The following is a 22,996-nucleotide window of genomic DNA, read 5'->3' on the forward strand; positions in this document are numbered from 1 at the left end:
TCACCCTTTATTTTACCGCTTTGCAACCATTCAATTATTTCGCATAATGCACAGTATCAATTAAGGAAAATGGCATCAATGTAATGAGCAAACCACTAAATGTTGATCCAGCAGAGATCAGTAAATTTGAAGATATGGCCTCTCGCTGGTGGGATCTAGAAGGTGAATTTAAACCTCTCCATCAAATTAATCCCCTTCGTCTAAATTACGTTATTGATCACGCTAATGGCCTCTTTGGCAAAAAGGTACTCGATGTCGGTTGTGGCGGTGGTATCTTAGCTGAAAGTATGGCAATTGAAGGTGCTGAAGTAACTGGTCTCGATATGGGCAAAGAACCATTAACTGTTGCTCGTTTACATGCATTAGAGACAGGGACAAAGTTAGACTACATTCAAGCAACAGCAGAAGAGCATGCTGATGAGCGTCATGGATATTATGATGTTATTACATGCATGGAAATGCTAGAGCATGTTCCTGATCCAGCATCAATAATTGCAGCCTGTGCGAGAATGGTTAAGCCGGGCGGCCACGTTTTCTTTTCAACCTTAAACCGTAATCTCAAATCTTACCTTTTTGCTATTGTTGGTGCTGAGCATGTGATGCGTATCGTTCCCAAGGGAACACATGATCATAATAAGTTCATTCGCCCTTCTGAATTAATAGCAATGATTGATAAAACAGAATTAGAAGAGCGTCATATTATCGGTTTACATTATAATCCTCTAACAAATGCTTATAGTTTAGGCTCCAATGTTGATGTGAACTATATTGTTCACACCCAAAAGCAAAGCTAACCTACATAAATGACGCTTTTAGCTTCAACATTGCGTATTCAATGTTGAAGCTCCGCTCTTGTTATTCCACCTTATGCATTTCAACTCTTCTATCAATAAACATCTCAATAACATTAGACCAATAAACTGTGTACATAGTCACTCAAAAATATCTTGTCATATCAAGGGTTACTTAGTATTTGTTGATATCACTCACAACAATTTTTGAACTCCTAAAACCACTAAATTTCAACAAAAAAATATTTTTTTTCTCACTAAAATCTCACCATCCAATATTGCAATTTGCTATCTAATTGATGGCATTAGCGAGTTAAGTAAGTAGGCACTGACTTTTTTATAAAAATCCCCATCTTATCCACAGCTGGTCAAAAAATGTCATCTTGCAAAAAAAAGAAATCACCACTATCTTGTAATCACTTTGACAGCACACCCCAACATATAGTGTTTTTGTCTTACAAGAATTTTTATCAAAGATCACATTCTTTGCTAATCTACTTATAGAAAGTTGCAAAAAAAGCTCATATGCAAGGAAAACTGGGAAACTAACTAAAAATGACTCAACAACTAACAGTTACCAAGCGCGACGGCCGTACTGAAAATATCGATTTAGATAAAATCCACCGCGTAATTGAATGGGCTGCAGAAGGTTTAGAAAACGTTTCTGTATCTCAAGTAGAACTAAAGTCTCATATCCAGTTTTACGATGGTATCCGTACTGATGATATCCATGAAACAATCATCAAAGCTGCGGCGGATTTAATCTCTGAAGAGACTCCTGATTACCAATACCTTGCTGCACGCTTGGCGATTTTCCATCTACGCAAAAAAGCGTACGGTCAATTTGAGCCACCAAAGCTATATGAGCACGTTAAAAACCTTGTAGCTAAAGGTAAATACGACAGCCACTTGTTAGAAGATTACACCGCAGAAGAATTCGCAGTGATGGATACTTTTATCGATCACTGGCGCGATATGAACTTTTCATACGCAGCGGTTAAACAGCTTGAAGGTAAATACCTTGTTCAAAACCGTGTATCAGGTGAAATTTTTGAAAGTGCCCAATTCCTATACATCCTGATTGCAGCAGCTTTATTTAATAAGTATCCAAAAGAAACACGTCTTGATTACATTAAGCGTTTCTATGATGCATCATCACTATTTAAAATTTCACTACCAACACCAATTATGTCTGGTGTTCGTACGCCTACACGTCAATTTAGCTCTTGTGTACTGATTGAATGTGATGACAGCCTTGATTCTATCAATGCGACGGCAAGTTCTATTGTTCGTTACGTATCGCAGCGTGCAGGTATTGGTATTAATGCCGGCCGTATTCGTGCACTAGGCTCTGAAATTCGTGGTGGTGAAGCTTTCCATACAGGCTGTATTCCATTTTACAAATACTTCCAGACTGCTGTTAAATGCTGTTCTCAAGGCGGCGTGCGTGGTGGTGCAGCAACACTGTTCTACCCTATTTGGCACCGTGAAGTTGAATCACTGTTAGTGCTTAAAAATAACCGTGGTGTTGAAGAAAACCGTGTTCGTCATATGGATTACGGCGTTCAAATCAACAAACTGATGTACACCCGTTTGATCAAAGGCGAAAATATTTCTCTGTTTTCTCCTTCTGACGTACCAGGAATGTACGATGCATTCTTTGCTGATCAAGACGAGTTCGAGCGTTTATACCTAAAATATGAGCAAGATAGCAGCATTAAGCGTGAAACAATCAAGGCAATTGATTTGTTCTCACTACTGATGCAAGAGCGTGCGTCAACAGGTCGTATTTACATCCAAAACGTTGATCACTGTAATACACACAGCCCATTTGATCCGGCGGTTGCTCCTATTCGTCAATCTAACCTGTGTCTTGAAATCGCACTGCCGACTAAGCCACTGAACAACGTTGAAGATGAAAACGGTGAAATTGCACTGTGTACGCTGTCTGCATTTAACTTAGGTGCTATTGATAGCCTTGATGATTTAGAAGAGCTAGCAGAGCTAACTGTTCGTGCGCTTGATGCGTTATTGGATTACCAAGATTACCCACTTCCAGCAGCGCGTCGTTCAACGATGAACCGTCGTACATTAGGTGTGGGTGTGATTAACTTTGCTTACTACTTAGCGAAAAATGGTGTGCGTTACTCTGACGGCAGCGCAAATAACCTGACACACGAAGCCTTTGAAGCAATTCAATATTACTTATTGAAAGCATCTGTGAGTCTGGCTAAAGAGCAAGGTGCTTGCCCTGCCTTTAATGAGACAACCTATGCACAAGGCATTCTACCTATTGATACCTATAAAAAAGATATCAATAATATTTGTTCTGCTGAATTACGCTACGATTGGGAAACATTACGTGAAGAGATCAAAACACACGGTCTACGTAACTCAACCCTATCGGCATTAATGCCATCAGAAACATCGTCGCAAATTTCTAATGCGACAAATGGTATTGAGCCACCACGAGGTTTCGTTTCAGTTAAAGCGTCAAAAGATGGTATCCTGAAGCAAGTTGTTCCTGATTACGCTAAGTACAAAGATAACTACGAGCTACTATGGAATATCGGCAGTAACGATGGTTACCTACAACTTGTGGGTATCATGCAGAAATTTATCGACCAAGCGATCTCGGCTAACACCAATTATGATCCAAGTAAGCAAGCTGGCGGTAAAGTTCCAATGAAGCTGCTACTTAAGGATCTACTAAATGCTTACAAACTTGGTGTAAAAACCCTTTACTACCATAACACTCGTGATGGTGCCTCTGATAGTCAGGGTGATATGGCAGCGGACGATTGCACCAGTTGTAAAATTTAATTATTAAATGGGAGCCTCATGGCTCCCCTTTGATTTGAGGAAATCATGGCTTACAGTACTTTTTGTCAAACACGTAATGATCAATTAAAAGAGCCTATGTTCTTTGGTCAATCTGTGAATGTTGCTCGCTACGATCAACAAAAATTTGAAATTTTCGAAAAACTTATCGAAAAACAATTATCATTTTTCTGGCGTCCAGAAGAAGTGGACGTTTCTGGCGATCGTATTAATTACAACAACCTGCCAGATCATGAAAAGCATATTTTCATTAGTAATCTAAAATACCAAACATTACTTGATTCGATTCAAGGCCGTAGTCCTAACGTGGCACTATTACCGATTGTTTCTCTTCCTGAATTAGAAACATGGATTGAAACTTGGTCGTTCTCTGAAACAATTCACTCACGTTCTTATACGCATATTATCCGCAATATCGTTAACAACCCTTCAGTGGTTTTTGACGATATCGTCGAGAATGAGCATATTATTAAACGTGCTGGTGATATTTCTAGATACTATGATGATCTAATTACTGCTACGAATGACTACCACCGCTTTGGTGAAGGTAATCATTCTGCTAACGGTGTTCCATTCACAGTTAGCCTTCGTGAACTTAAGAAAAAGCTATACCTATGTCTAATGTCTGTGAACGCACTAGAAGCGATTCGTTTCTACGTAAGCTTCGCATGTTCATTTGCTTTCGCTGAACGCGAACTAATGGAAGGTAATGCAAAAATCATCAAGCTAATTGCACGTGATGAGGCGTTGCACCTAACTGGCACCCAGCACATTCTGAACTTACTACGTAATGGTCATGACGATCCTGAAATGGTCGAAATTGCTGCAGAGTGTGAGCAAGATTGCTTTGATCTTTTCAAAGCAGCAGCAGAACAAGAAAAGGAATGGGCGGACTATCTATTTAAAGATGGTTCAATGATAGGCTTAAATAAGCAAATCTTGTGTCAGTATGTAGAATATATTACCAATTTACGCATGGTTGCTGTGGGTTTACGCCCAGCCTATGAAGGCGCAACACAAAACCCAATTCCATGGATTAATTCTTGGTTATCTTCTGACAACGTACAAGTTGCACCACAAGAAGCTGAGATCAGTTCATACCTTGTGGGTCAAATTGACAACGATGTAAGTGCTGATGATCTTGGTGACTTCGAACTATGAGTCAATTAACCATTAAGGTTAATGATGTGAAGGTTCATGGAAATACCCATGAGCCTTTACTCAAGCAACTAGAGCAAGCGGGGATTCAACCTGAATACCAGTGTCGAAATGGTATGTGTGGTGCTTGCCGTTGTAAGTTAAAACAAGGTGCTGTTGATCAACATGACGCACTCGCTTTTATTGCACCAAATGAAATATTAACCTGTCGGTCAGTCCCTAAATCAGATGTCGAAATAGAATTTGATTACCAAGTTACAACAAAGCAAGAAACAACAAAGCAAGAAACAACAAAAAAGGTAGCTCAATAATATAGAGCTACCTTTTCTTTTAGTGCTAAATCACGTTACTTATTTTTCACACACATTACGTGGTAAACACCGTCTTCAACTTCTGTCCCTTCTGTCTCATGCTCAAAGCCTGGGAATTCTTTGTCCCATACTTCAAGGCTATGAAGGTAACCAATCTGCGGGCTACTATCATCACCAAAGTTCTCACCTGACATCAACATTGGAATACCCGGTGGATATGGGATAACCGCATTGGCTGCAATACGACCTTGTAGCTTATCAGAAGGTACCATTTCAACATTATCATCAACTATCGCTTCAAACGCAGCGCGTGGCGTAATATCAGCCTTAGGTAAGGTTGAATAAGCCGCATTTAGCATTTCCGATGGCGTATGTTGTTTCAAATAGCCAAACATCTTATCACCAAGATCTTTTAAGCCTAAATGCCCATACACATCAGGATGAGCAGCAACAAGGTCCGGTAAAGCATTTTTCAGTGGCGTATTATTATCGTAGTGTGTTTTAAAGCTCAATAAGGTATTAACAAGCGTTGCCCACTTACCTTTAGTGATCCCCATTGAGAATAAGAACATAACTTGGAAGTCTGTCGTTCGAGTTGGCACTATGCCAAATCGAGTAAGATATTGTGTAACCAACGCTGCAGGTACACCTGTATCCAATAACTTACCATCATCTCCCATACCAGGTGCTAAGATGCTGACTTTAATTGGATCGAGCATACACCAATCAGCAGGCATATCTTCAAACCCATGCCATTTATCACCAGGCTTCATCACCCAGAAATCTTGATGCGTTGCTAAAAGCTCTGCCGGCGCATCTTCAAAATCATAGACTTTACCCGTATCAGGATCAGTGATCGTTTCTGCATTCCATGGTTTGAAGAACCACTCACCATCAGCAGCAAATTCTTTATGTAAACGCCCCATCGCCTGACGATAATCAATCGCTTCTTTAATTACTTCATGAGTTAAAGATTGACCTCGAGGACCATCCATTTGTGATACAGCGATATCGTTAGATGCACTAATTGCATATAACGGTGATGTTGTCGCATGCATCATGTAAGACTGATTAAAACGCTCAAAATTAATATGATCTTTACCATAGCGTACATGGATCCATGACGCCTGTGACAATGCGTTTAATAATTTATGCGTTGAGTGTGTCGCGAACACTGTTGGTGCATCAGGATCTTCTATTGGCTCACCACGCATCGCAAAGTGATCGGTATAAATAGGATTAAAACGCGCATAGCCATACCAGGCTTCATCAAAGTGAATACGATTACTACTTTCTGCTAATATATCTTGCGCACGCTTAGCGTTATAACACAAACCATCATAAGTACAGTTTGTCACCACTGCATAAGTTGCTTGTGTTCCGGCTTTAGCTTTCGTGAGTTCGCTACTTTCTGCTGATTTCTTTAAACCTTCTGGCGACATTTGATCTGGATAAATAGGACCAATAATACCGTAACGATTTCGAGTTGGTACCATGTAAACCGGTAATGCACCAGTAAGCATTAATCCCTGCTCAATAGATTTATGACAGTTTCGATCACAGATAGCGAGAGTATTTTCACGCATACAAATTTGCATAATGGTACGGTTTGCACCTGATGTACCAGTGACTAAAGAATAGGATTTATCTGCACCAAAAACTTTTGCCGCGTATTCTTCACTCTCACCAAACGCTCCCGTATGATCCAATAACGAGCCTAAAGAACCTCGCTCGATCCCCATATCAGAGCGGAATAGACCTTCCCCATAATAGTTATAGAATCGTTGACCCGCCGGTGTTTTACGGAAACCGACACCACCTTGGTGTCCAGGTGCGGCCCAAGAATACTCATGAATATCATCATATTTCATCATCGCAGATGCGAGTGGCGGCAGTAATTGCTCTCGATAACGTTCCATCGCCGCTATGGCACGACCAGCAATAAAGTCAGCCGTATCTTCTAATATCCACGCAAACTCATCAACCTGAGACATTAACTCGCGGTTAATAGTCAAGGTCACTTTTTTTCTTTCTGCCAGTAAAAATACGGGAACCCCTTCTTGGCGTTGATTTAATTTTTCAATCAACGAAAAGAACATATCGTTTTCTTCTTGTTGCTGACCTGTCATACTTGAGGTCAGCATTAAGCAATCAATTGCTAAATTAACATTTAGAATAGAATAACAATCATCATAAGAAGAGGCGCTAAGAACGGTAATCGATTCATTTTTAAATTGTTCGACTAAACGATCAATTGCATTCGCAATAACCCCAGTTTTTTGCGAGTTATCAAAAATTAAAACTCTCTTATGTTTTCCGTAATTAAGCATATTCTGGTCCTGTTATAATAAAATTTATTTCGATAGATCATTTGTGTTTAAATTAAATGCCAACATTTATGTTTTATTAGGAACTGCATCTCGGCTAGCGATGAACCCATAGAAGAAATAACCAAATAATGTAATAACGGCGCCATAGAATACGGCTTCCTCACCTGTAGAGTACGCACCATAAATACTGTAAATAACAGCAACAGATCCGACTAATATGCCCGTGTTATATTCTTTCTGACTTACATTAGCCTGCTTCATAATTATACCAAGAGCTGTAAGTGATAGAATATATGGCACCATATTGATAAACACGGCTAAATTAACCAAGACGTTAAATTGTTTTAATAAGGTTGGGGAAATAGTCATCACAGCCAGCGATAATTCTAAAGCTAGCATAATCATCATGCCTTTAAACGGCGCATCATGCTTATTTACATCAGAGAAAATCTTTGGAAATAATCGCATATCAGCAGCAACTTTCGAGACTTGGGCATTGGTGAACTGCCAACCAAGCAGTGAACCAACACAGGCCAGAATTGCCATTGCAGTAATAATCTCCCCAACGAATGGGTTAAACATCTGAGCAAAAACAAGACCAAAAGGGGAATCTGATTTAGCTAAAATATCGTTAGGAATAATACCTTGAATAACAGTTGTAGACGCAATATAAGTTGCTGCAGAAAAAACGGTGGCGAGCATACAGGCAAGAGGCACATTACGTTTAGGGTTTTCAACAGTACCTGAGTTAGCCCCTGCTGATTCTATTCCTAAGAAAGCCCACAGCGTTAACGCCATACCAGAATAAACAGCACTACCGACCGAGACACCATGCGGGTTCCAAGCTTCCGAGAAAATTTTCGGGTCGAACCAGAACCAACCAATAAGTGATAAACCAAGTACGGGAATTATGATCCCCCATACAGTAACTGTAGATATTCGCCCTGTTATTCTTGCACCTCTAGCATTGGCAAACATAGTGATAATTAAAATAGCAATAACTCCAAAAAAAGTATGAATTGGAGTCTCTTTTAACCACGGGATAAAATACTCTAAATACCCGACACACGATACAGCAATCGCAACCGCACTAATAACTAAACACACATAGTAAGTATAAGAAGCAATAAAAAAACTGGATTTACCATGTGCTTTTTCAGCATATGCGGACATCCCGCCATCATCCGTACAATACATTCCACACTTTGCAAAAGCATAAGCAATTGCAAGTGCACCTAATGCTGTAACAACCCATGCTAATAGGGCTATACCTCCTGTTACAGCAAGACTTGATGGTAATAATATTATCCCGGATCCCATCATATTAACGGTGACAATGGTTGTTAAACCCATTAACCCCATTTTGTTACTGGTAGAACTCATAAAATAATCAACCTTCTAAGTTATTAATTATATTAAAATTTAAGTTTAAATTATTTATATAATCCTTTAATTAGTAATGAGTAAATTTAAGGTAGTACAAATAAGCATAATAATAGAATAGATGTATATTCTTAGAATGCCTAAAAAAAATAATAAGTTTTTATTACAGTCTTACTTAGGATATATGACAGTGATTTATATCACATAATAAAAAAGCGCGTAAATGTAATTAGTAATTACAATTTACGCGCTCTATCAATCTATTAAGTTTTAATATTTATTATATTAAGTCTTACTTACCTTTTTTAAAGGTCGCAACCTGATTTCCTTGCTTATCTTTCACTGTAAGTACATTATCAACAATTACATAGCTTGCAAAACTAGGCATAGTTTCTAAAAATGACTTTTCTAGCTCCATACCATCCATACACATTTTACGTGTTGCAGCTGCAGGCCCCATCGTTAATGTGCCATTAGATGTTTCAAATGAGCCTTGGAAGTTATTACAGCCAGAAAAACCATGAGCCGATTTATTATCCATATCAAATTGGATAAATGCCACATTACCACCAGCACCAGGTTTTACAGTTTCACCTTCAAGCGTCACTAAATCCCATTTATGACCAACTAACGGAGTATTCTCTGTTGTTTCATTTGGCTGATGAGCAACACGGTCTAATTTAATCTCTATAGGCTGTTTTACGTCTGCTGCAAATGGGTCAATGCTTGTTGTTGAAGTCATGACTAGCTTATCACCAACCTTAATGGTTGCACGTAAGCTATAGCGATGATTATTTTGAATTTTCGCAGCGTCATATTGAAGTGCTACAGGGTATGGCGGCGCACCGGCAACGTCCATTGATTCACTTGTAATTGTCGTTGAGGGCGCATCAGCAAGAGACACATCTTCTAATGCAACTTTTAACACAGCACCTGGTGGTAGCATACGGCGATCAAGGTAAATAACATTAACATCTAATGATTTCATCTCAGCTTTCTCTGTTTTAGCCGTTGATTCTGTTTGCTGCTGGTTGTGATTTGCCACAGTGTCAGCATCATTACAAGCTTGTAGCATGAATGCAGAAAGTACAACTGAAGTGGCTAACGCTAGCTTTTTTAATTTAAAAGTCATTTATCTTCTATCCTTTGCGATTTTCAAATCATAACCATAGCAACGAAATATGTTACTCAGTTAACTTCACTATCAGAAAGATAGGATACTGATTTGCAATAATTTTCTCTTAATACAATCTAATAATACAGCATTCAAAATAAGGCGCAATCTTTATAATCTATGCCAATATTATGCTTGCATTTTACTTGTCAACGCTATGATTCATAAACTGTAATATAGGTTAACCTAGCAGTTATAGACTATGTTTTTTCAATCTTCTATTTAACGATTCATAGTGACCAAAAACGTTAATCCCTTCCAGTTGACGACGAAGCATATCAAGAAGCACTGTGGCAATAATCGCGCGTTGATCGTTATATGTGTATTCACGCTTAAACTGTAATTGTTGGATCCACCGACCTTCCAAAGTGATTATCCCTACAGTAAAACAATCTTCTACTATAGCGCCAGAATACAAGCCAATATCAACCTTTGAGTGGCTATAAATGAGAGACAGTTGCTTATCTATTTCACTCACTAACGTTTCTAAACTGTTCTCTTCTTTCATAGCATTATGGTTGACGGTGGCAGATACAATGTATTCGCTTAACTTACATTTTTGATTAAGCCAATTGACTACAAAGCCGCCTGTTGAACACTCCGACAAACCCATTTTTTTCTGCTTTTTTTCAATGAGATATTCAAGGTTATCAAGTAAGCTCAAATTTTTTCCCACAATGTTATCGCCTAGCAATCGTTCCATTTTATTTAATAGTTCTAGTGCATAGCGATCATTTGATGGTGCGAATAGTTTCACCTCAATAAAGGGTAATGAAGAACGGTACCCCAATTCATAACCGTGCGGTAAAACGATATGCTTCAAGGTGTCACTTATTCCGGACTCTGACAAACCATAGGTAAATAATCGATGACAGTGCAACGATTGGATCTGAGGATAGTGTAATTGTAAATATGGCAGTATTTTCTCTTTAACCATAAACTTAAATTCACTGGGAACGCCTGGAGTAAAACATATCCAAGCACGATTTAATTTAATCGAAAAGCCACAGGCAGTGCCAACAGGGTTATCGATTAATTCAGCCCCTTCAGGTAGCATTGCTTGCTTCAAATTAGCCACAGGCATTTCTCGATTTAGCTTTTTATATTTTGCTTTCATCTCCGAAACCCAATGCTCAGATTGCTCCAAACCAACATCAGCAGCCATTGCCGCCGCGGCAGCACTTAAATCATCACTTGTAGGCCCTAGTCCACCATTAACAATAACAATATCGCTATTAAAACTGCATGACTCAATTTCTTTTGCTATTCGCTCACAATGATCACCAACAGTTATTCGACGTGTCATTGGAAAGCCATGTTGAAAAAAAAGACGAGATAACCACGTTGCATTAGTATCTGTTATATCACCCAGTAAGACCTCTTCACCGGTACTTATCATTGTAATTTCAAGCATCCTATCCCTCTGCATCATCCACCGAATATTGATTGTTATTAGTCTATGCTTTAGATCATTTGTTATACAGCCTTCCTTTCATCAATCACACAATTAATCTCCACACCAATCAGTGTAAATATTAGTTTACATTCATTAAACTAATGTTGACAGAAGAGATATCTATCGTTAATGTGACCTTGTAGTGAAATACGCTATTAAAATCAACACATCCACTAGTAAAGAACAGTTAGAGCAAATTTAATGAAGTATACCTCGACAGCACATACCTATCGATAGCCACAGTGGCTATTATCAAGATGTAATAAAAACTTTACACTCATCTCGATACGCCTCTGTGGCCTCTATTTTCATAGGGAGCAACGATAGGTGATCAATAACGACCACCTCCCGATCTAATTATTTACCTCTGGGAGCAACACAAATGGCTTTAAATAAAACACTCGGCAGTATGCTTATTATTGCTGGTACAACTATTGGTGCTGGCATGTTAGCCCTTCCTCTCGCTTCTGCTGGACTTGGGTTTACCACCGCATTAGTTGCCATGTTCGGCATGTGGGCACTAATGACTTACACCGCTTTATTGATGATTGAAGTTCATCAACATTCAGATACCAATGCGACATTAAATACTTTGGCTCAACAACTTCTTGGTCGCAAAGGACAAATTATTGCTAATTTTGCCATGATCTTTCTGCTTTATTCTTTATGTGCAGCCTACATTGCAGGTGGTGGTGGTCAGTTAAGTGAGAAGTTAAGTGGCTGGTTTAATACATCCATTCCGCCACAATTAGGCGCATTATTATTTACACTTTTAATTGCCGCGATAGTTTCTGTTGGCACTCATACTGTTGATTTAGTAAACCGCTTACTTTTTGCTGCAAAAATTATTGCGCTAGCTGTCATGCTGGGGTTATTAGTTCCGCATGTTGAAGGACAACACCTTGTTGAAATGCCAGTACAAAAAGGCTTAATTTTATCAGCATTACCTGTTGTTTTTACCTCTTTTGGTTTCCACGGCAGTATTCCATCGATCGTGCGTTACATAGGCATTGATATAAAAACGTTAAAGAAAGTCATGATTATTGGCTCAGCACTGCCTCTTTTTATCTACGTTTTATGGCAATTAGCAAGTCAAGGTGTAATGAGCCAACCAGAGTTAATGGCAAGCACAACATTGGGCAGTTTTATTGCGAGTTTAAGCGATTTACTCCATAACCCTATGGTGAGCCAATCTGTCTCTATTTTCGCAGATCTTGCATTAGCAACATCTTTTTTAGGTGTGAGTTTAGGGTTATTTGACTTTATGGCTGATAGCTTGAAACGTTCAAGTAGTGCGAGTGGTCGTATGCAAACGGGCATGATCACCTTCTTACCTCCCCTTGCTTTTGCTATCTTTTACCCACAAGGCTTTATTATGGCGCTAGGATACGCAGCCATTGCTTTAGTTATTTTGGCGATATTTTTACCTGTTGCAATGGTTAGATCTCAGAGAAAAAAGCATAATATATCTAATGAAATTTCACCTTATAAAGTGAAGGGTGGTAATTTTGGCTTAATTATTGTGACAATGGCGGGTGTTTTAATTATATCTGCGCAGGCCTTACAAATGGTCGGCTTAATTCCAGCTGTTGGATAATCGCTAAATGAACTTGGATAATAAGAAAGTAATGTTGTTACTTTCTTATTCCTTTTCATTTAAAGAATATAATTAAACAGTAAAAACATTTTATTACAATAAGTTAAATCCGCCTAAAAGCGACTTATTTGTTATACAAAAGCTTGCATGCAAAGCATAATTTTGTGGAGTAATATCACGTATTTATAGAAAATTTTATATTCTGTTGTTTGTATGTCAGTTAAAATCACCTCACATAATAATTAAAAAGATATTGGTGATGGATATTTACTCGCCTTTTAATCATCTTCAAAGTCCTATTTGGATTTTTGATTTTGACCACAAACAAATCATTTGGGCTAACGACAAAGCACTTCCTTTATGGGAGTCTTCCTCTCACGACGAACTTCGATCGCGCGATCTTGGCAAAGATATGTCAGCCGCAGTAGAAGCAACATTAGAAGAGTACCGCGAAACATTTAAACAAAATAAAACAATCAAAACCTGGTGGCATTTAGATCCAAGAAAGGTAGGCAAAAACTTGCTTTGCATTTTCTCTGGTATCAATTTGCCTGATAAACGTATTGCAATGCTTGTGGAAGTGGTTGGTGATGAATCAAGTATTCGACGTGAACTTGCTTTTTCTGATTACTCTAATCTAGCGCTGCTATTTAATGAGCAAGGTAATTTGGTGAGTGCCAATACCGTGTTTACCAAAAACTATGGTTCAGATCTCAGTAACTTAGCATCCTTTGTTGGCGACATTGATATTGCCCAACAATGGATATCTGACGCAAAAAATAACCTAAACCTTAAACATAGCCGATTATGTTGGACAGGAAAAAGTCATATTTGGTTTAACATTGAAACTAAATGGCTATCTGATAAATCTCAACTCCTACTTCAAGTTGTTAATATTTCAAAAGAAAAAGAGAATTTACAGCGCGAACGTTATAATGCTGAGCACGATTTTTTAACTGGGCTGATGAATCGACGCGGTATTTCTACGGCACTAAAAGCTAGCCATCATTCTTCATTTCCGTACCATTTATTATTTCTTGATCTCGATAGCTTTAAACTGATTAACGATACTTATGGTCACGCTATTGGTGATAAGTTATTAAGAGCAGTTGCAATTAGGTTATTAGATACAATAAGAGGACGAGGGCTTGTCGCCCGTTTTGGTGGTGATGAATTTATAATCCAAGTTGAAGATCGATATATCCCTAATTTAGTTCAACTAACCCAAGAGATAATTTCGGCACTAAACAGCCCTTTCTATATCAAAAATATTGGTGAAATATCGATTGGATGCAGTATCGGTACTGCGCAATACCCTAAAGATGCCAATAGTTTTGAAACCTTAATTACTCAAGCTGATATGGCAATGCATTGTGCTAAAAAGCATGGTCGCAACTGTAGCTATCATTTCCAGCCTCATTTGGCAGAAACGCTGTATCGTAAAAATGCACTACGCCATCACTTATCTCAAGCACTTGAAATTAAAGACTTTGAATTGTATTACCAACCTATCATTGATCTTAATACAATGTTGTTAAAAGGTTTTGAAGCGCTTATTCGCTGGCATGACGACTCTTTAGGCCATGTCTCTCCTGCTGAATTTATTCCATTGGCAGAAGAAACTGGGCAAATTATCCCTATTGGCTCTTGGGTGCTGAGAAGCGCTTGTAAACAATTGGAAGAGTGGAATCAACAATACGATACCAAGTTAATCATGAGTATTAATTTATCTCGTGCACAACTAAAAATGTCTCTTTTAGATGAGCTAAAGTTAATTATTGAAGAGTATAATATAGACCCAGCTCAAGTAGCTTTAGAAATAACCGAATCTGCCATGCTGCAAGAATTCAGTGAGGCTATGTCGTGTTTAGAGGCTATTGCTGCACTGGGCTTTGAGCTTTATCTTGATGATTTTGGAACTGGGTACTCATCGTTATCACAATTGCAAAACCTTCCAATCAGTACTGTTAAACTAGATCAAAGTTTTGTTCAAAATGAGCACGACAGTGGGAAAGCAATCGTTGAAGCAACAAAAGCCATTTGTAATAAGCTCAATCTTAAAGTGGTCGCTGAAGGGGTTGAAACGAAAGAGCAGCTAGAATATATCCAAAGCTGTAATTTCAATTATTGCCAAGGCTATTACTTTAATAAGCCCCTCTCTGTTAGCGAATTAGAGAAGGGAATTCTTTCGACTCTACTGACGAAAAAACAAACTCAGCCTCACTAATATCAGTAATACCACCGTGATTTCACGGTGGTATTATATTGCCCATAAAACATTAGCAACGTTCTGCGTGAATCAATAAATTTCTTGGTGTCATTTGTTTTTCGCAGAATGTCCCTAACGATACGTCATAGCCAAATTCTTCAAGATAGCAAACACGATCAAGCACTAACCATAATTCTAATGGTCGACGAAACAATTGACGGACTAGCTCCATCCGCTCTGTTATCGCAAAACGTTGTTCGCCCTGTTGCTGCCAATAATCGAAGTCAATGTTAGCGGGTAATACAATCCCTTTCTGATCTGCAGCCCAACAACAAAAAGATTTAAAACCTTCACCTAATAACGCTTTTTGTACATTAGGGACAGGTAAGTAAGTACTAGATTGATTAATTTTTCGCTGTAATAAATCAAACCCTAACCGAAAACTAACCTCAACAAACCGAAGTTGCTTAACGCGATTTCCAGCCGTTACTGTCTCTTGCAACGGTAAACGTAAGTCATGCTTAGATAACTGTAGCTGGCTCGATTTTGCAACCGTTGATAACGGCTGATAATGTGAATCTTGGATCAAGTGATAGCAACACGGAGATAGGCTCACCGCCTTTCCTTTTTTTGCCACAACTTGTTTTATGAGCGACACATGCAAGTCACCACATGCATGCAGTGCAACAGCATGTTGCTGCTCTTTAATATATTGCTGGCTGCTTACATCAAACGCATCGCCTTGAACAAAATGGATATCTAATCCCAATTGTTTCGCCGCAGCTTCACCATCTACACATAATTGCGGTTGCCATTCTAAACTAGTGACAGGCTGTTGGTGGGTAATTGATAATACGCGCCCTAGAAAGCCTTTTCCCGCGCACCATTCAAGCCACGGTACATTCAGGCGTGGCAATACATGATTAAATGCGGTGATTTGTTGCCATTTACGCCCAGGAATACCTGTATCAAAATTTTTAGGGTACGCATATTCTGTTTTTAGTAACGACGGCGTTTTCGCTAAATCCGCTAAAATTTTGGCATCAGGGATCCAGGGGTCAAACGCTGCTAATAGTGCGTCATGATCTTGATTTAACTGCTGCAAACTTTGATCATCAATAAACTGTAACCATTGACAAAATTCAGGGTGTTGCTGTTGCCATGTAAACCCCTCATCAGCAAAAGGAACAAACTGCCAATATTGTCTATTTTTCGTCAATAACGTATCTAATTGGTGAAAAGTGTTGGCATAGCAAGTCATAAAGTAACAACTTCAAGGTACATAAAAACAAGGGGCGTTAGTGTATACCTAAATACGCCTTCCCATAAACAACAAAACCGCCAAGAGTGGCGGTTTTAAAAATAGATAACAAAAAAGTTATCTTACTGGTAAGTCAAAAGAAGCAAACATTGCTTCAATTTCACCATTAGTCTTTAATGCTATTGCTTGATCAACCACATTACGTGTCAAGTGAGGTGCAAAACGTTCCATAAAGTCATACATATAGGTACGCAAGAATGTACCTTTCTTAAAGCCTATCTTGGTCGTACTCGCTTCAAAAATATGACTGGCATCAATGGCAACTAAATCTTTATCTGTTTCAGGGTCCATTGCCATGCTGGCGATGACACCAACACCAATGCCTAAACGTACGTAAGTTTTAATGACATCCGCATCTGTTGCCGTAAATACAATCTTAGGCGTCAAGCCTGAACGATTAAACGCACTATCAAGCTCTGAGCGTCCAGTAAAACCAAAAACATACGTCACAAGAGAATAAGCGGCTAAATCGTGAATAGTAATATTTGTTTTGGTTGCTAATGGATGATCACTACGAACCACGATTGAACGATTCCAGTGATAACATGGCAACATGATCATATCTTGATATAAATGCAGCGCTTCTGTCGCAATCGCAAAATCTGAACGACCTTTACCAACGGCATCAGCAATTTGAGATGGCGTTCCTTGATGCATATGTAATGATACTTTCGGGTATCGTGCTGTAAAACCTTGAATCACCGATGGCAAAGCATAGCGTGCTTGGGTATGGGTTGTCGCAATGTTTAGCGTTCCCATTTCAGGGTGAGTATGTTCACCGGCTACCGCTTTGATGCTTTCCACTCTTGATAGAATATCACGTGAAATACGAACAATTTCTTCACCAGCAGGTGTTACTTGGGTTAAATGCTTACCACTTCGTTCGAAAATCTGAATGCCAAGTTCATCTTCGAGCAATCGAACTTGTTTACTAATACCGGGCTGAGAAGTATATAAACTCTCAGCCGTCGATGAAACGTTAAGGTTGTGATTAACCACCTCAACAATATAGCGTAGCTGTTGTAATTTCATGGTACCGCCTGCCTACTCAATAATCCGTTACCTTTCACACCACATCCATCAAGCCCTTATGGTATTTAATGAGACAGGTATAAGAATGCAACCATGTAATTAACATTTTATATATTGAAACCAGTTAATTTCATAGCATTTGTTTGTTTTTTAGTTACCTAACTCAATGTTTTGTCAATAAATCAAGGCCGGTAAAATATCTCAACATTTCAACAAGCACACATAATAAGCAACTTTCGGGAAATTTTGTTACGCCTAAATTTGCCGCACAGCACAAATTACATATCGATTTGAACAAAGCTCCTATTTAATAATCATCTCACTAGGCTGTTTTTTAGAGATAGTGTATCCTGCAATATTCAAGATTAATGCATGGAAGATAGATATATCTTATGAGTATTCCTTTAGTTATAGGCCTTGTTGGTCTGTTACTTGCGCTTATTGTTGGCTACAACGTTATTATTCAATATCGCCAGCGTTTAGAGTCGATCAAGCAACAAGAATTGGCTAAGCATATTGCGATTATTGATGCGACTGAAGAGTTAATCGGTAATGCGCATCATCTGCCTTACAGCAAAGAATTATTGGTCTGCTTAAACCAACGTATTGTTGATGCTTTACAACAAATGTCTGAAGCATCACCTAATGATCGCTCTTTGACTCACCGTATAAAAAATGTCAGTGAGCAAATTACCCATTTAGAAGCTAACTACAGTAATGCCGACATTACCCCTTTTAAAGTGCCGAATACGGACAAACAAGCGATTGGTATGCTACAGCTTGTCAAACGTTTGAAGACAGTGATCAAAAGTGAGCACAGTAAGGGGCGTATGGGTACTCAGGCATTTGTTAATGAGAATGCCCGTTTAGAGTCGATTCAACTGCGTATTAATATTGAAAATGTCGTTAAGCGCGCGAATGAAGCACGAATTAAAGGACAAATTGGTACAGCAAAGCAATTACTTAAGAAAGGCATTGATGTACTTTCAGCTAAAAATGACAACTATGCTAACCAAGCACGAGAAAAACTGCAGCTGATGCTTGATGAAATTGATAACAAGCAATCAATGAACTATGAGCAAGAACGTCAACAACAGCTCGATAAAGACCAAGACGATCTCGATGTCTTATTCCAGCCAAAGCGTAAATGGTGATTTGATTTACTTTGGCTTAAAATAGCTTCATCTACCAAGGTCGCAGTAGCGGCCTTTTTTTACGTCTTATAACAATAAAAAGATACGCCTTATGGATAACACACAACAGATGATCAATGAGCTACTAACGCCCATTAAACAATTTCTTCAATGTGAAACGCCTGATAGCTGGATTGAAGAGGCACGTAAACCAGAAAACCTAACGGCATTGTTAGTCGATCACTGTAACTGTGAACTAAAAGCCAGCCAAACGGCGATGTTCATGGTACGTAAATACGCAGTTGATAAAGCCAGTGGTGAAGTACTACTTGCATGGGCAAAGCCTTATGAAGATTTCGTTTACGGCGGTGCAAATCGCTCTACTGCGCTATTTCATAGCAAAAAAAATGGCTTGTCTGCACCATTGATCGCGCGTTCTGACTTTCCTTATGGTGAAGAACTGATTGAAAAAATGGTGCGCTTAATTAAAGAAGAATTTCACCATTTTGAGCAAGTGTTAGAGATCATGGAAAACCGTGATATTCCCTACTCTAACTTGCATGCGGGGCGTTACGCCAAAGGTTTAATGAAAGCAGTACGTACCCATGAACCAGCAACATTAATCGATAAGCTCATCGTTGGTGCTTACATTGAAGCGCGCTCTTGTGAACGTTTTGCCAAATTAGCGCCTTATTTAGATCCTGAACTCAAAAAGTTTTATATCTCGCTATTACGCTCAGAAGCTCGCCATTATCAAGATTATTTAACGCTTGCTGAAAAAATTGCGGGTCAGGATATCAATGAGCGTGTCAATGCGATTGGCGCAAAAGAAGCAGAGCTCATTCAAGCGCCTGATAACACTTTCCGTTTCCACAGTGGCGTACCTGAATAAGCTTATATTTACACTCATCACCACTATTTGATGTTTTGTTCGCTAAAAACAAAAACGCCATCAGCTTTCACTGATGGCGTTTTTATTAGCGAGAAATAAAGATTACTTTGTCTCTTTTTCTGCTTTCTCTTTCTTTGGCTTTTTACGCTTGTCCGTGATTTCCCACTTACCATCGACGTAAAGTGCAGTCCAACCTGAAGGCTTACCGTCAATCTCAGAACGCACGTAATTTTCTTTACTCTTACGAGCAAAACGAACCACAGTTGGTAGACCATCTGGATCGGCCACTGGCGCTTCAGTTAGGTAAGTAAACTTAGGCGATAGACGATCTTTAAAGCGTACTAGCTCTTCCACTAACGGCGCACGTGTTTCACGTGATTTAGGGAACGTACTTGCTGCCATAAACAAACCAGACGCACCGTCACGAAGTACAAAGTAAGCATCAGTATCTTGCGTGCAAGGTATTTCTGGAAGATGTACTGGATCTTCTTTCGGTGGCGCAACTTCACCATTTTTCAGGATCTTACGCGTATTCTTACAGCTTTCGTTAGTACAGCCCATGTATTTACCGAAGCGACCGTTTTTCAGTTCCATATCAGAACCACACTTGTCACATTCGATAACAGGACCTTCATAGCCTTTAAGCTTGAACTCACCTTTTTCAACAATGTAACCTTCACAGCTTGGGTTATTACCACAAACGTGTAGTTTACGATCTTTGTCGATCAGGTAGGCGTCCATTGCGGTACTACAAATCGGACAACGTTTTTTGGCACGTAATGCCGCTGTTTCAACATCTTCTTCAAGAACGTTAACAATGCCGTCTTCGTTACCTAAATTGATCGTTGTTTTACAACGCTCTTTAGGTGGTAGCGCATAACCTGAACAACCAAGGAATACACCCGTTGATGCGGTACGAATACCCATTGGGCGAGAACACGTTGGACATTCAATATCAGTTAATACGATATTGTTAGGCTTCATGCCGCCTTCTGATTCATCAAGCTCAGCTTTTTCAAGCTCAGTGGTGAAATCAGAGAAGAACTCATCAAGCACTTTCTTCCAGTTTTTCTCACCTTCAGCGATTTTATCGAGGTTACCTTCCATACGGGCAGTAAAATCGAAATCCATCAAATCAGGGAAACTACCATCTAAGCGATCAGAAACAATCTCACCCATCTTCTCAGCATAAAAACGACGCTGATCAACACGCACATAACCACGATCTTGAATCGTTGAAATAATAGATGCGTAAGTTGATGGTCGACCAATGCCACGCTTTTCTAGCTCTTTAACCAATGCTGCTTCTGTAAAGCGCGCTGGCGGCTTAGTAAAGTGTTGCTTAGGTTCGAGTTGTTCTAGTTTCAATACGTCGCCCACGTTAACCATAGGCAGCGTAGTGTCTTCATTTTTACCCGATGGACGCTGTACTAGTGTCCAACCTGCAAAACGTAACGTACGACCTTTCGCTTTTAAGCTAAAGTCACCCGCTTTTACCGTAATCGTGCTCGAATCGTATTTCGCTGGCACCATCTGACATGATACGAATTGACGCCAAATTAAGTCGTATAACTTAACCGCATCAGCTTCCATACCTTCAAGGTTTTCAGCTTTCATTTCTACATGAGAAGGACGAATCGCTTCGTGCGCTTCTTGGGCATTTTTCTTACTGCCATAAACATTGGCCGTTTTTGGCAAATATTCATCGCCATACTCACTACCAATAAACTCACGTGCTGATTCAACCGCTTCTTTAGAAAGGTTGGTTGAGTCGGTACGCATGTAGGTAATGTGGCCCGCTTCGTATAAACGTTGCGCTAAGCCCATTGTACGCTTAACACCATAACCTAAGCGCGTACTCGCCGCTTGTTGCAGTGTTGAGGTAATGTATGGCGCTGATGGTTTACTGCTAGTTGGACGATCTTCACGATCAATCACTTCGTACGCTGCTTTTTCAAGTAACGCTTTTGCAGCCATGGTGTCTTTTTCATTAACAGGACGGAATGTTTTACCCGCCTGTTGAGCCACCATTAAACGTAACGCATCTTTACCAACTGTTAGTGTGTCAGCGTGGATATCCCAAAACTCTTCAGGATCAAAAGCATTAATTTCGCGTTCACGTTCAACGATTAATTTCACCGCTACAGACTGAACACGACCTGCAGATAAACCACGAGCGACTTTTTTCCACAATAATGGTGAAACCATAAAGCCAACAACACGGTCTAAGAAACGACGTGCTTGCTGTGCGTTTACACCATCAATATTAAGTTCACCAGGCTCTTCAAAGGCCTGCTGAATTGCATTCTTCGTAATTTCGTTGAACACAACGCGCTTATAGCGTGCATCATCGCCACCGATGATCTCACGAAGGTGCCACGCAATGGCTTCTCCTTCGCGGTCCAAATCGGTTGCGAGATAAACATAGTCAGCATCTGCTGCTAGTTTTTGTAATTCACTAACGACTTTTTCTTTACCCGGAAGCACTTCGTAATGCGCGTTCCAATCATCATAAGGATCAACCCCCATTTTACTGATCAGCGCTTTACGATCTTTCTCTTGCTTGATGCGTGCTTTTTCTTCAACACTCAACCCTTTGGTCGATGTTGCCGCGGCTTTCTTGCCATTACTACGTGCACCTGTTGGTAAATCACGAACGTGACCAACACTTGACTTAACAATGAAATCCTTACCCAAGTACTTATTAATCGTTTTAGCCTTGGCGGGGGACTCCACGATAACGAGAGATTTACCCATAATGACTCTATTACGTCCTCGTGCTCGCTAAATATAAAAATAAAAAATTGCTACTGTATTACGGAGTAATTCAGCAACATTCAACCAATCTCATTAAGTCACTAATCATAAAAAGATAGGAGCAGTGAATTAATATGATTGCCTATGATCTTTTTCGTAATCAAACATTTTTGCAATGAAAAATTTCATTGCCGCTACGTAAAATTCTATTTACATATTGGGCTAGAATACAAGAAGGTCAACTGCTTTTTAACGAAATCTGTCTGTTTGGTTGCACCTTCCTCAATTGTTAACAAAATGTGTAACGTAAATGCAATGTAACAAACTATCAAATAACAGTTTGATTTAAAACGATATAGTCGAATAATAATGTTGTTTTACAAAAGCAATTCGCTACCACAAAATAAATTGGGTATGAATTTACGCAGATCATTACCATTTATCTAATATCACTGACTAGCGTAAAAAAATTTTTTATGTCTTTGGTCACACAATTAAAGACATTAAAACAAAACAAACCTTAATATTGATTAAATAATAAACACTCTACACTTTTGTTTATTTGTTTTATTCAATTAAGTTAAATAGACTATGCAGGCTATTCGATTGTT

At 39.2% G+C, this 22,996-nt stretch carries 15 protein-coding genes; 8 read left to right on the forward strand and 7 right to left on the reverse strand.

The window, feature by feature from the left end:
- Positions 1–83 precede the first annotated feature (83 nt).
- From ubiG to yfaE, 4 genes are all read left to right on the forward strand, one after another.
- Positions 84–794: a bifunctional 2-polyprenyl-6-hydroxyphenol methylase/3-demethylubiquinol 3-O-methyltransferase UbiG gene (ubiG, locus tag C9J40_RS01440; protein ID WP_107205692.1), complete on the forward strand. Its 711-nt coding sequence runs from the start codon at positions 84–86 to the stop codon at positions 792–794.
- Between the two features lie 552 nt (positions 795–1,346).
- Positions 1,347–3,614 (forward strand): class 1a ribonucleoside-diphosphate reductase subunit alpha, encoded by a 2,268-nt coding sequence (nrdA, locus tag C9J40_RS01445; protein ID WP_107205691.1) that lies wholly within the window; start codon positions 1,347–1,349, stop codon positions 3,612–3,614.
- A gap of 45 nt (positions 3,615–3,659) precedes the next feature.
- Entirely contained in the window at positions 3,660–4,793 is a 1,134-nt protein-coding gene (gene nrdB / locus C9J40_RS01450; RefSeq protein ID WP_107245483.1) for a class Ia ribonucleoside-diphosphate reductase subunit beta, read from the forward strand.
- Complete coding sequence (gene yfaE, locus C9J40_RS01455; RefSeq protein WP_107245484.1) at positions 4,790–5,101, forward strand: class I ribonucleotide reductase maintenance protein YfaE; 312 nt, start codon at positions 4,790–4,792, stop codon at positions 5,099–5,101. Before nrdB ends, yfaE begins: the two co-directional genes overlap by 4 nt.
- Positions 5,102–5,136: 35 nt before the next feature.
- Here the strand turns inward: yfaE and adiA are convergent, their stop codons facing one another.
- The 4 genes from adiA to C9J40_RS01475 all read right to left on the reverse strand — a co-directional run bounded on the left by adiA (position 5,137) and on the right by C9J40_RS01475 (position 11,402).
- Positions 5,137–7,431 carry an arginine decarboxylase gene (gene adiA, locus C9J40_RS01460; protein WP_107205688.1) on the reverse strand — a complete coding sequence of 765 codons (2,295 nt, stop codon included), beginning with the start codon at positions 7,429–7,431 and terminating at the stop codon, positions 5,137–5,139.
- Positions 7,432–7,497: 66 nt separating this feature from the next.
- Positions 7,498–8,814, reverse strand: a complete 1,317-nt coding sequence (gene potE / locus C9J40_RS01465; protein ID WP_107205687.1) for a putrescine-ornithine antiporter — start codon at positions 8,812–8,814, stop codon at positions 7,498–7,500.
- 292 nt (positions 8,815–9,106) lie between these two features.
- Entirely contained in the window at positions 9,107–9,946 is an 840-nt protein-coding gene (locus tag C9J40_RS01470) for an META domain-containing protein (RefSeq protein WP_107245486.1), read from the reverse strand.
- Positions 9,947–10,181: 235 nt separating this feature from the next.
- Entirely contained in the window at positions 10,182–11,402 is a 1,221-nt protein-coding gene (locus tag C9J40_RS01475) for a CinA family nicotinamide mononucleotide deamidase-related protein (protein WP_107245488.1), read from the reverse strand.
- Positions 11,403–11,826: 424 nt separating this feature from the next.
- Here C9J40_RS01475 and tyrP point away from each other — a divergent pair, with 424 nt between their 5' ends.
- Both tyrP and C9J40_RS01485 read left to right on the forward strand, forming a co-directional pair.
- A complete protein-coding gene (tyrP, locus tag C9J40_RS01480) occupies positions 11,827–13,041 on the forward strand; it encodes a tyrosine transporter TyrP (protein WP_107205684.1) in 1,215 nt (404 codons plus the stop codon).
- A gap of 259 nt (positions 13,042–13,300) precedes the next feature.
- Entirely contained in the window at positions 13,301–15,268 is a 1,968-nt protein-coding gene (locus C9J40_RS01485; RefSeq protein ID WP_107205683.1) for a bifunctional diguanylate cyclase/phosphodiesterase, read from the forward strand.
- Positions 15,269–15,320: 52 nt separating this feature from the next.
- Here C9J40_RS01485 and C9J40_RS01490 read toward each other — a convergent pair whose 3' ends face one another.
- Together C9J40_RS01490 and cysB are read right to left on the reverse strand one after the other, a co-directional pair.
- Positions 15,321–16,511 carry a methyltransferase gene (locus C9J40_RS01490; protein ID WP_107245489.1) on the reverse strand — a complete coding sequence of 397 codons (1,191 nt, stop codon included), beginning with the start codon at positions 16,509–16,511 and terminating at the stop codon, positions 15,321–15,323.
- A 117-nt stretch (positions 16,512–16,628) separates the two neighbouring features.
- The gene (cysB, locus tag C9J40_RS01495; protein WP_006647019.1) at positions 16,629–17,603 is read right to left on the reverse strand and encodes an HTH-type transcriptional regulator CysB; all 975 of its coding nucleotides are present in this window, start codon (positions 17,601–17,603) and stop codon (positions 16,629–16,631) included.
- Between the two features lie 392 nt (positions 17,604–17,995).
- On the opposite strand from cysB, the gene C9J40_RS01500 reads away from it, so the two are divergent.
- Entirely contained in the window at positions 17,996–18,757 is a 762-nt protein-coding gene (locus C9J40_RS01500) for a DNA repair protein (RefSeq protein WP_107205681.1), read from the forward strand.
- Between the two features lie 91 nt (positions 18,758–18,848).
- The gene (locus C9J40_RS01505) at positions 18,849–19,628 is read left to right on the forward strand and encodes a tRNA isopentenyl-2-thiomethyl-A-37 hydroxylase MiaE (RefSeq protein WP_107245491.1); all 780 of its coding nucleotides are present in this window, start codon (positions 18,849–18,851) and stop codon (positions 19,626–19,628) included.
- A gap of 102 nt (positions 19,629–19,730) precedes the next feature.
- Here C9J40_RS01505 and topA read toward each other — a convergent pair whose 3' ends face one another.
- Entirely contained in the window at positions 19,731–22,385 is a 2,655-nt protein-coding gene (gene topA, locus C9J40_RS01510; protein ID WP_107245493.1) for a type I DNA topoisomerase, read from the reverse strand.
- Positions 22,386–22,996: the final 611 nt, after the last annotated feature.

Origin of the sequence: Photobacterium sp. GB-72 (assembly GCF_003026095.1) — a bacterium.
In the GTDB taxonomy this organism is placed as follows: domain Bacteria; phylum Pseudomonadota; class Gammaproteobacteria; order Enterobacterales; family Vibrionaceae; genus Photobacterium.

Bases quoted from the DNA above. Each gene is read 5' to 3' on its own strand.
- potE (WP_107205687.1), bottom strand. From the start codon at position 8,814: ATGAGTTCTACCAGTAACAAAATGGGGTTAATGGGTTTAACAACCATT.
- topA (WP_107245493.1), bottom strand. From the start codon at position 22,385: ATGGGTAAATCTCTCGTTATCGTGGAGTCCCCCGCCAAGGCTAAAACG.
- C9J40_RS01505 (WP_107245491.1), top strand. From the start codon at position 18,849: ATGGATAACACACAACAGATGATCAATGAGCTACTAACGCCCATTAAA.
- C9J40_RS01470 (WP_107245486.1), bottom strand. From the start codon at position 9,946: ATGACTTTTAAATTAAAAAAGCTAGCGTTAGCCACTTCAGTTGTACTT.
- nrdB (WP_107245483.1), top strand. From the start codon at position 3,660: ATGGCTTACAGTACTTTTTGTCAAACACGTAATGATCAATTAAAAGAG.
- adiA (WP_107205688.1), bottom strand. From the start codon at position 7,431: ATGCTTAATTACGGAAAACATAAGAGAGTTTTAATTTTTGATAACTCG.
- C9J40_RS01490 (WP_107245489.1), bottom strand. From the start codon at position 16,511: ATGACTTGCTATGCCAACACTTTTCACCAATTAGATACGTTATTGACG.
- C9J40_RS01475 (WP_107245488.1), bottom strand. From the start codon at position 11,402: ATGCTTGAAATTACAATGATAAGTACCGGTGAAGAGGTCTTACTGGGT.
- nrdA (WP_107205691.1), top strand. From the start codon at position 1,347: ATGACTCAACAACTAACAGTTACCAAGCGCGACGGCCGTACTGAAAAT.
- C9J40_RS01500 (WP_107205681.1), top strand. From the start codon at position 17,996: ATGAGTATTCCTTTAGTTATAGGCCTTGTTGGTCTGTTACTTGCGCTT.
- ubiG (WP_107205692.1), top strand. From the start codon at position 84: ATGAGCAAACCACTAAATGTTGATCCAGCAGAGATCAGTAAATTTGAA.
- cysB (WP_006647019.1), bottom strand. From the start codon at position 17,603: ATGAAATTACAACAGCTACGCTATATTGTTGAGGTGGTTAATCACAAC.
- yfaE (WP_107245484.1), top strand. From the start codon at position 4,790: ATGAGTCAATTAACCATTAAGGTTAATGATGTGAAGGTTCATGGAAAT.
- C9J40_RS01485 (WP_107205683.1), top strand. From the start codon at position 13,301: ATGGATATTTACTCGCCTTTTAATCATCTTCAAAGTCCTATTTGGATT.
- tyrP (WP_107205684.1), top strand. From the start codon at position 11,827: ATGGCTTTAAATAAAACACTCGGCAGTATGCTTATTATTGCTGGTACA.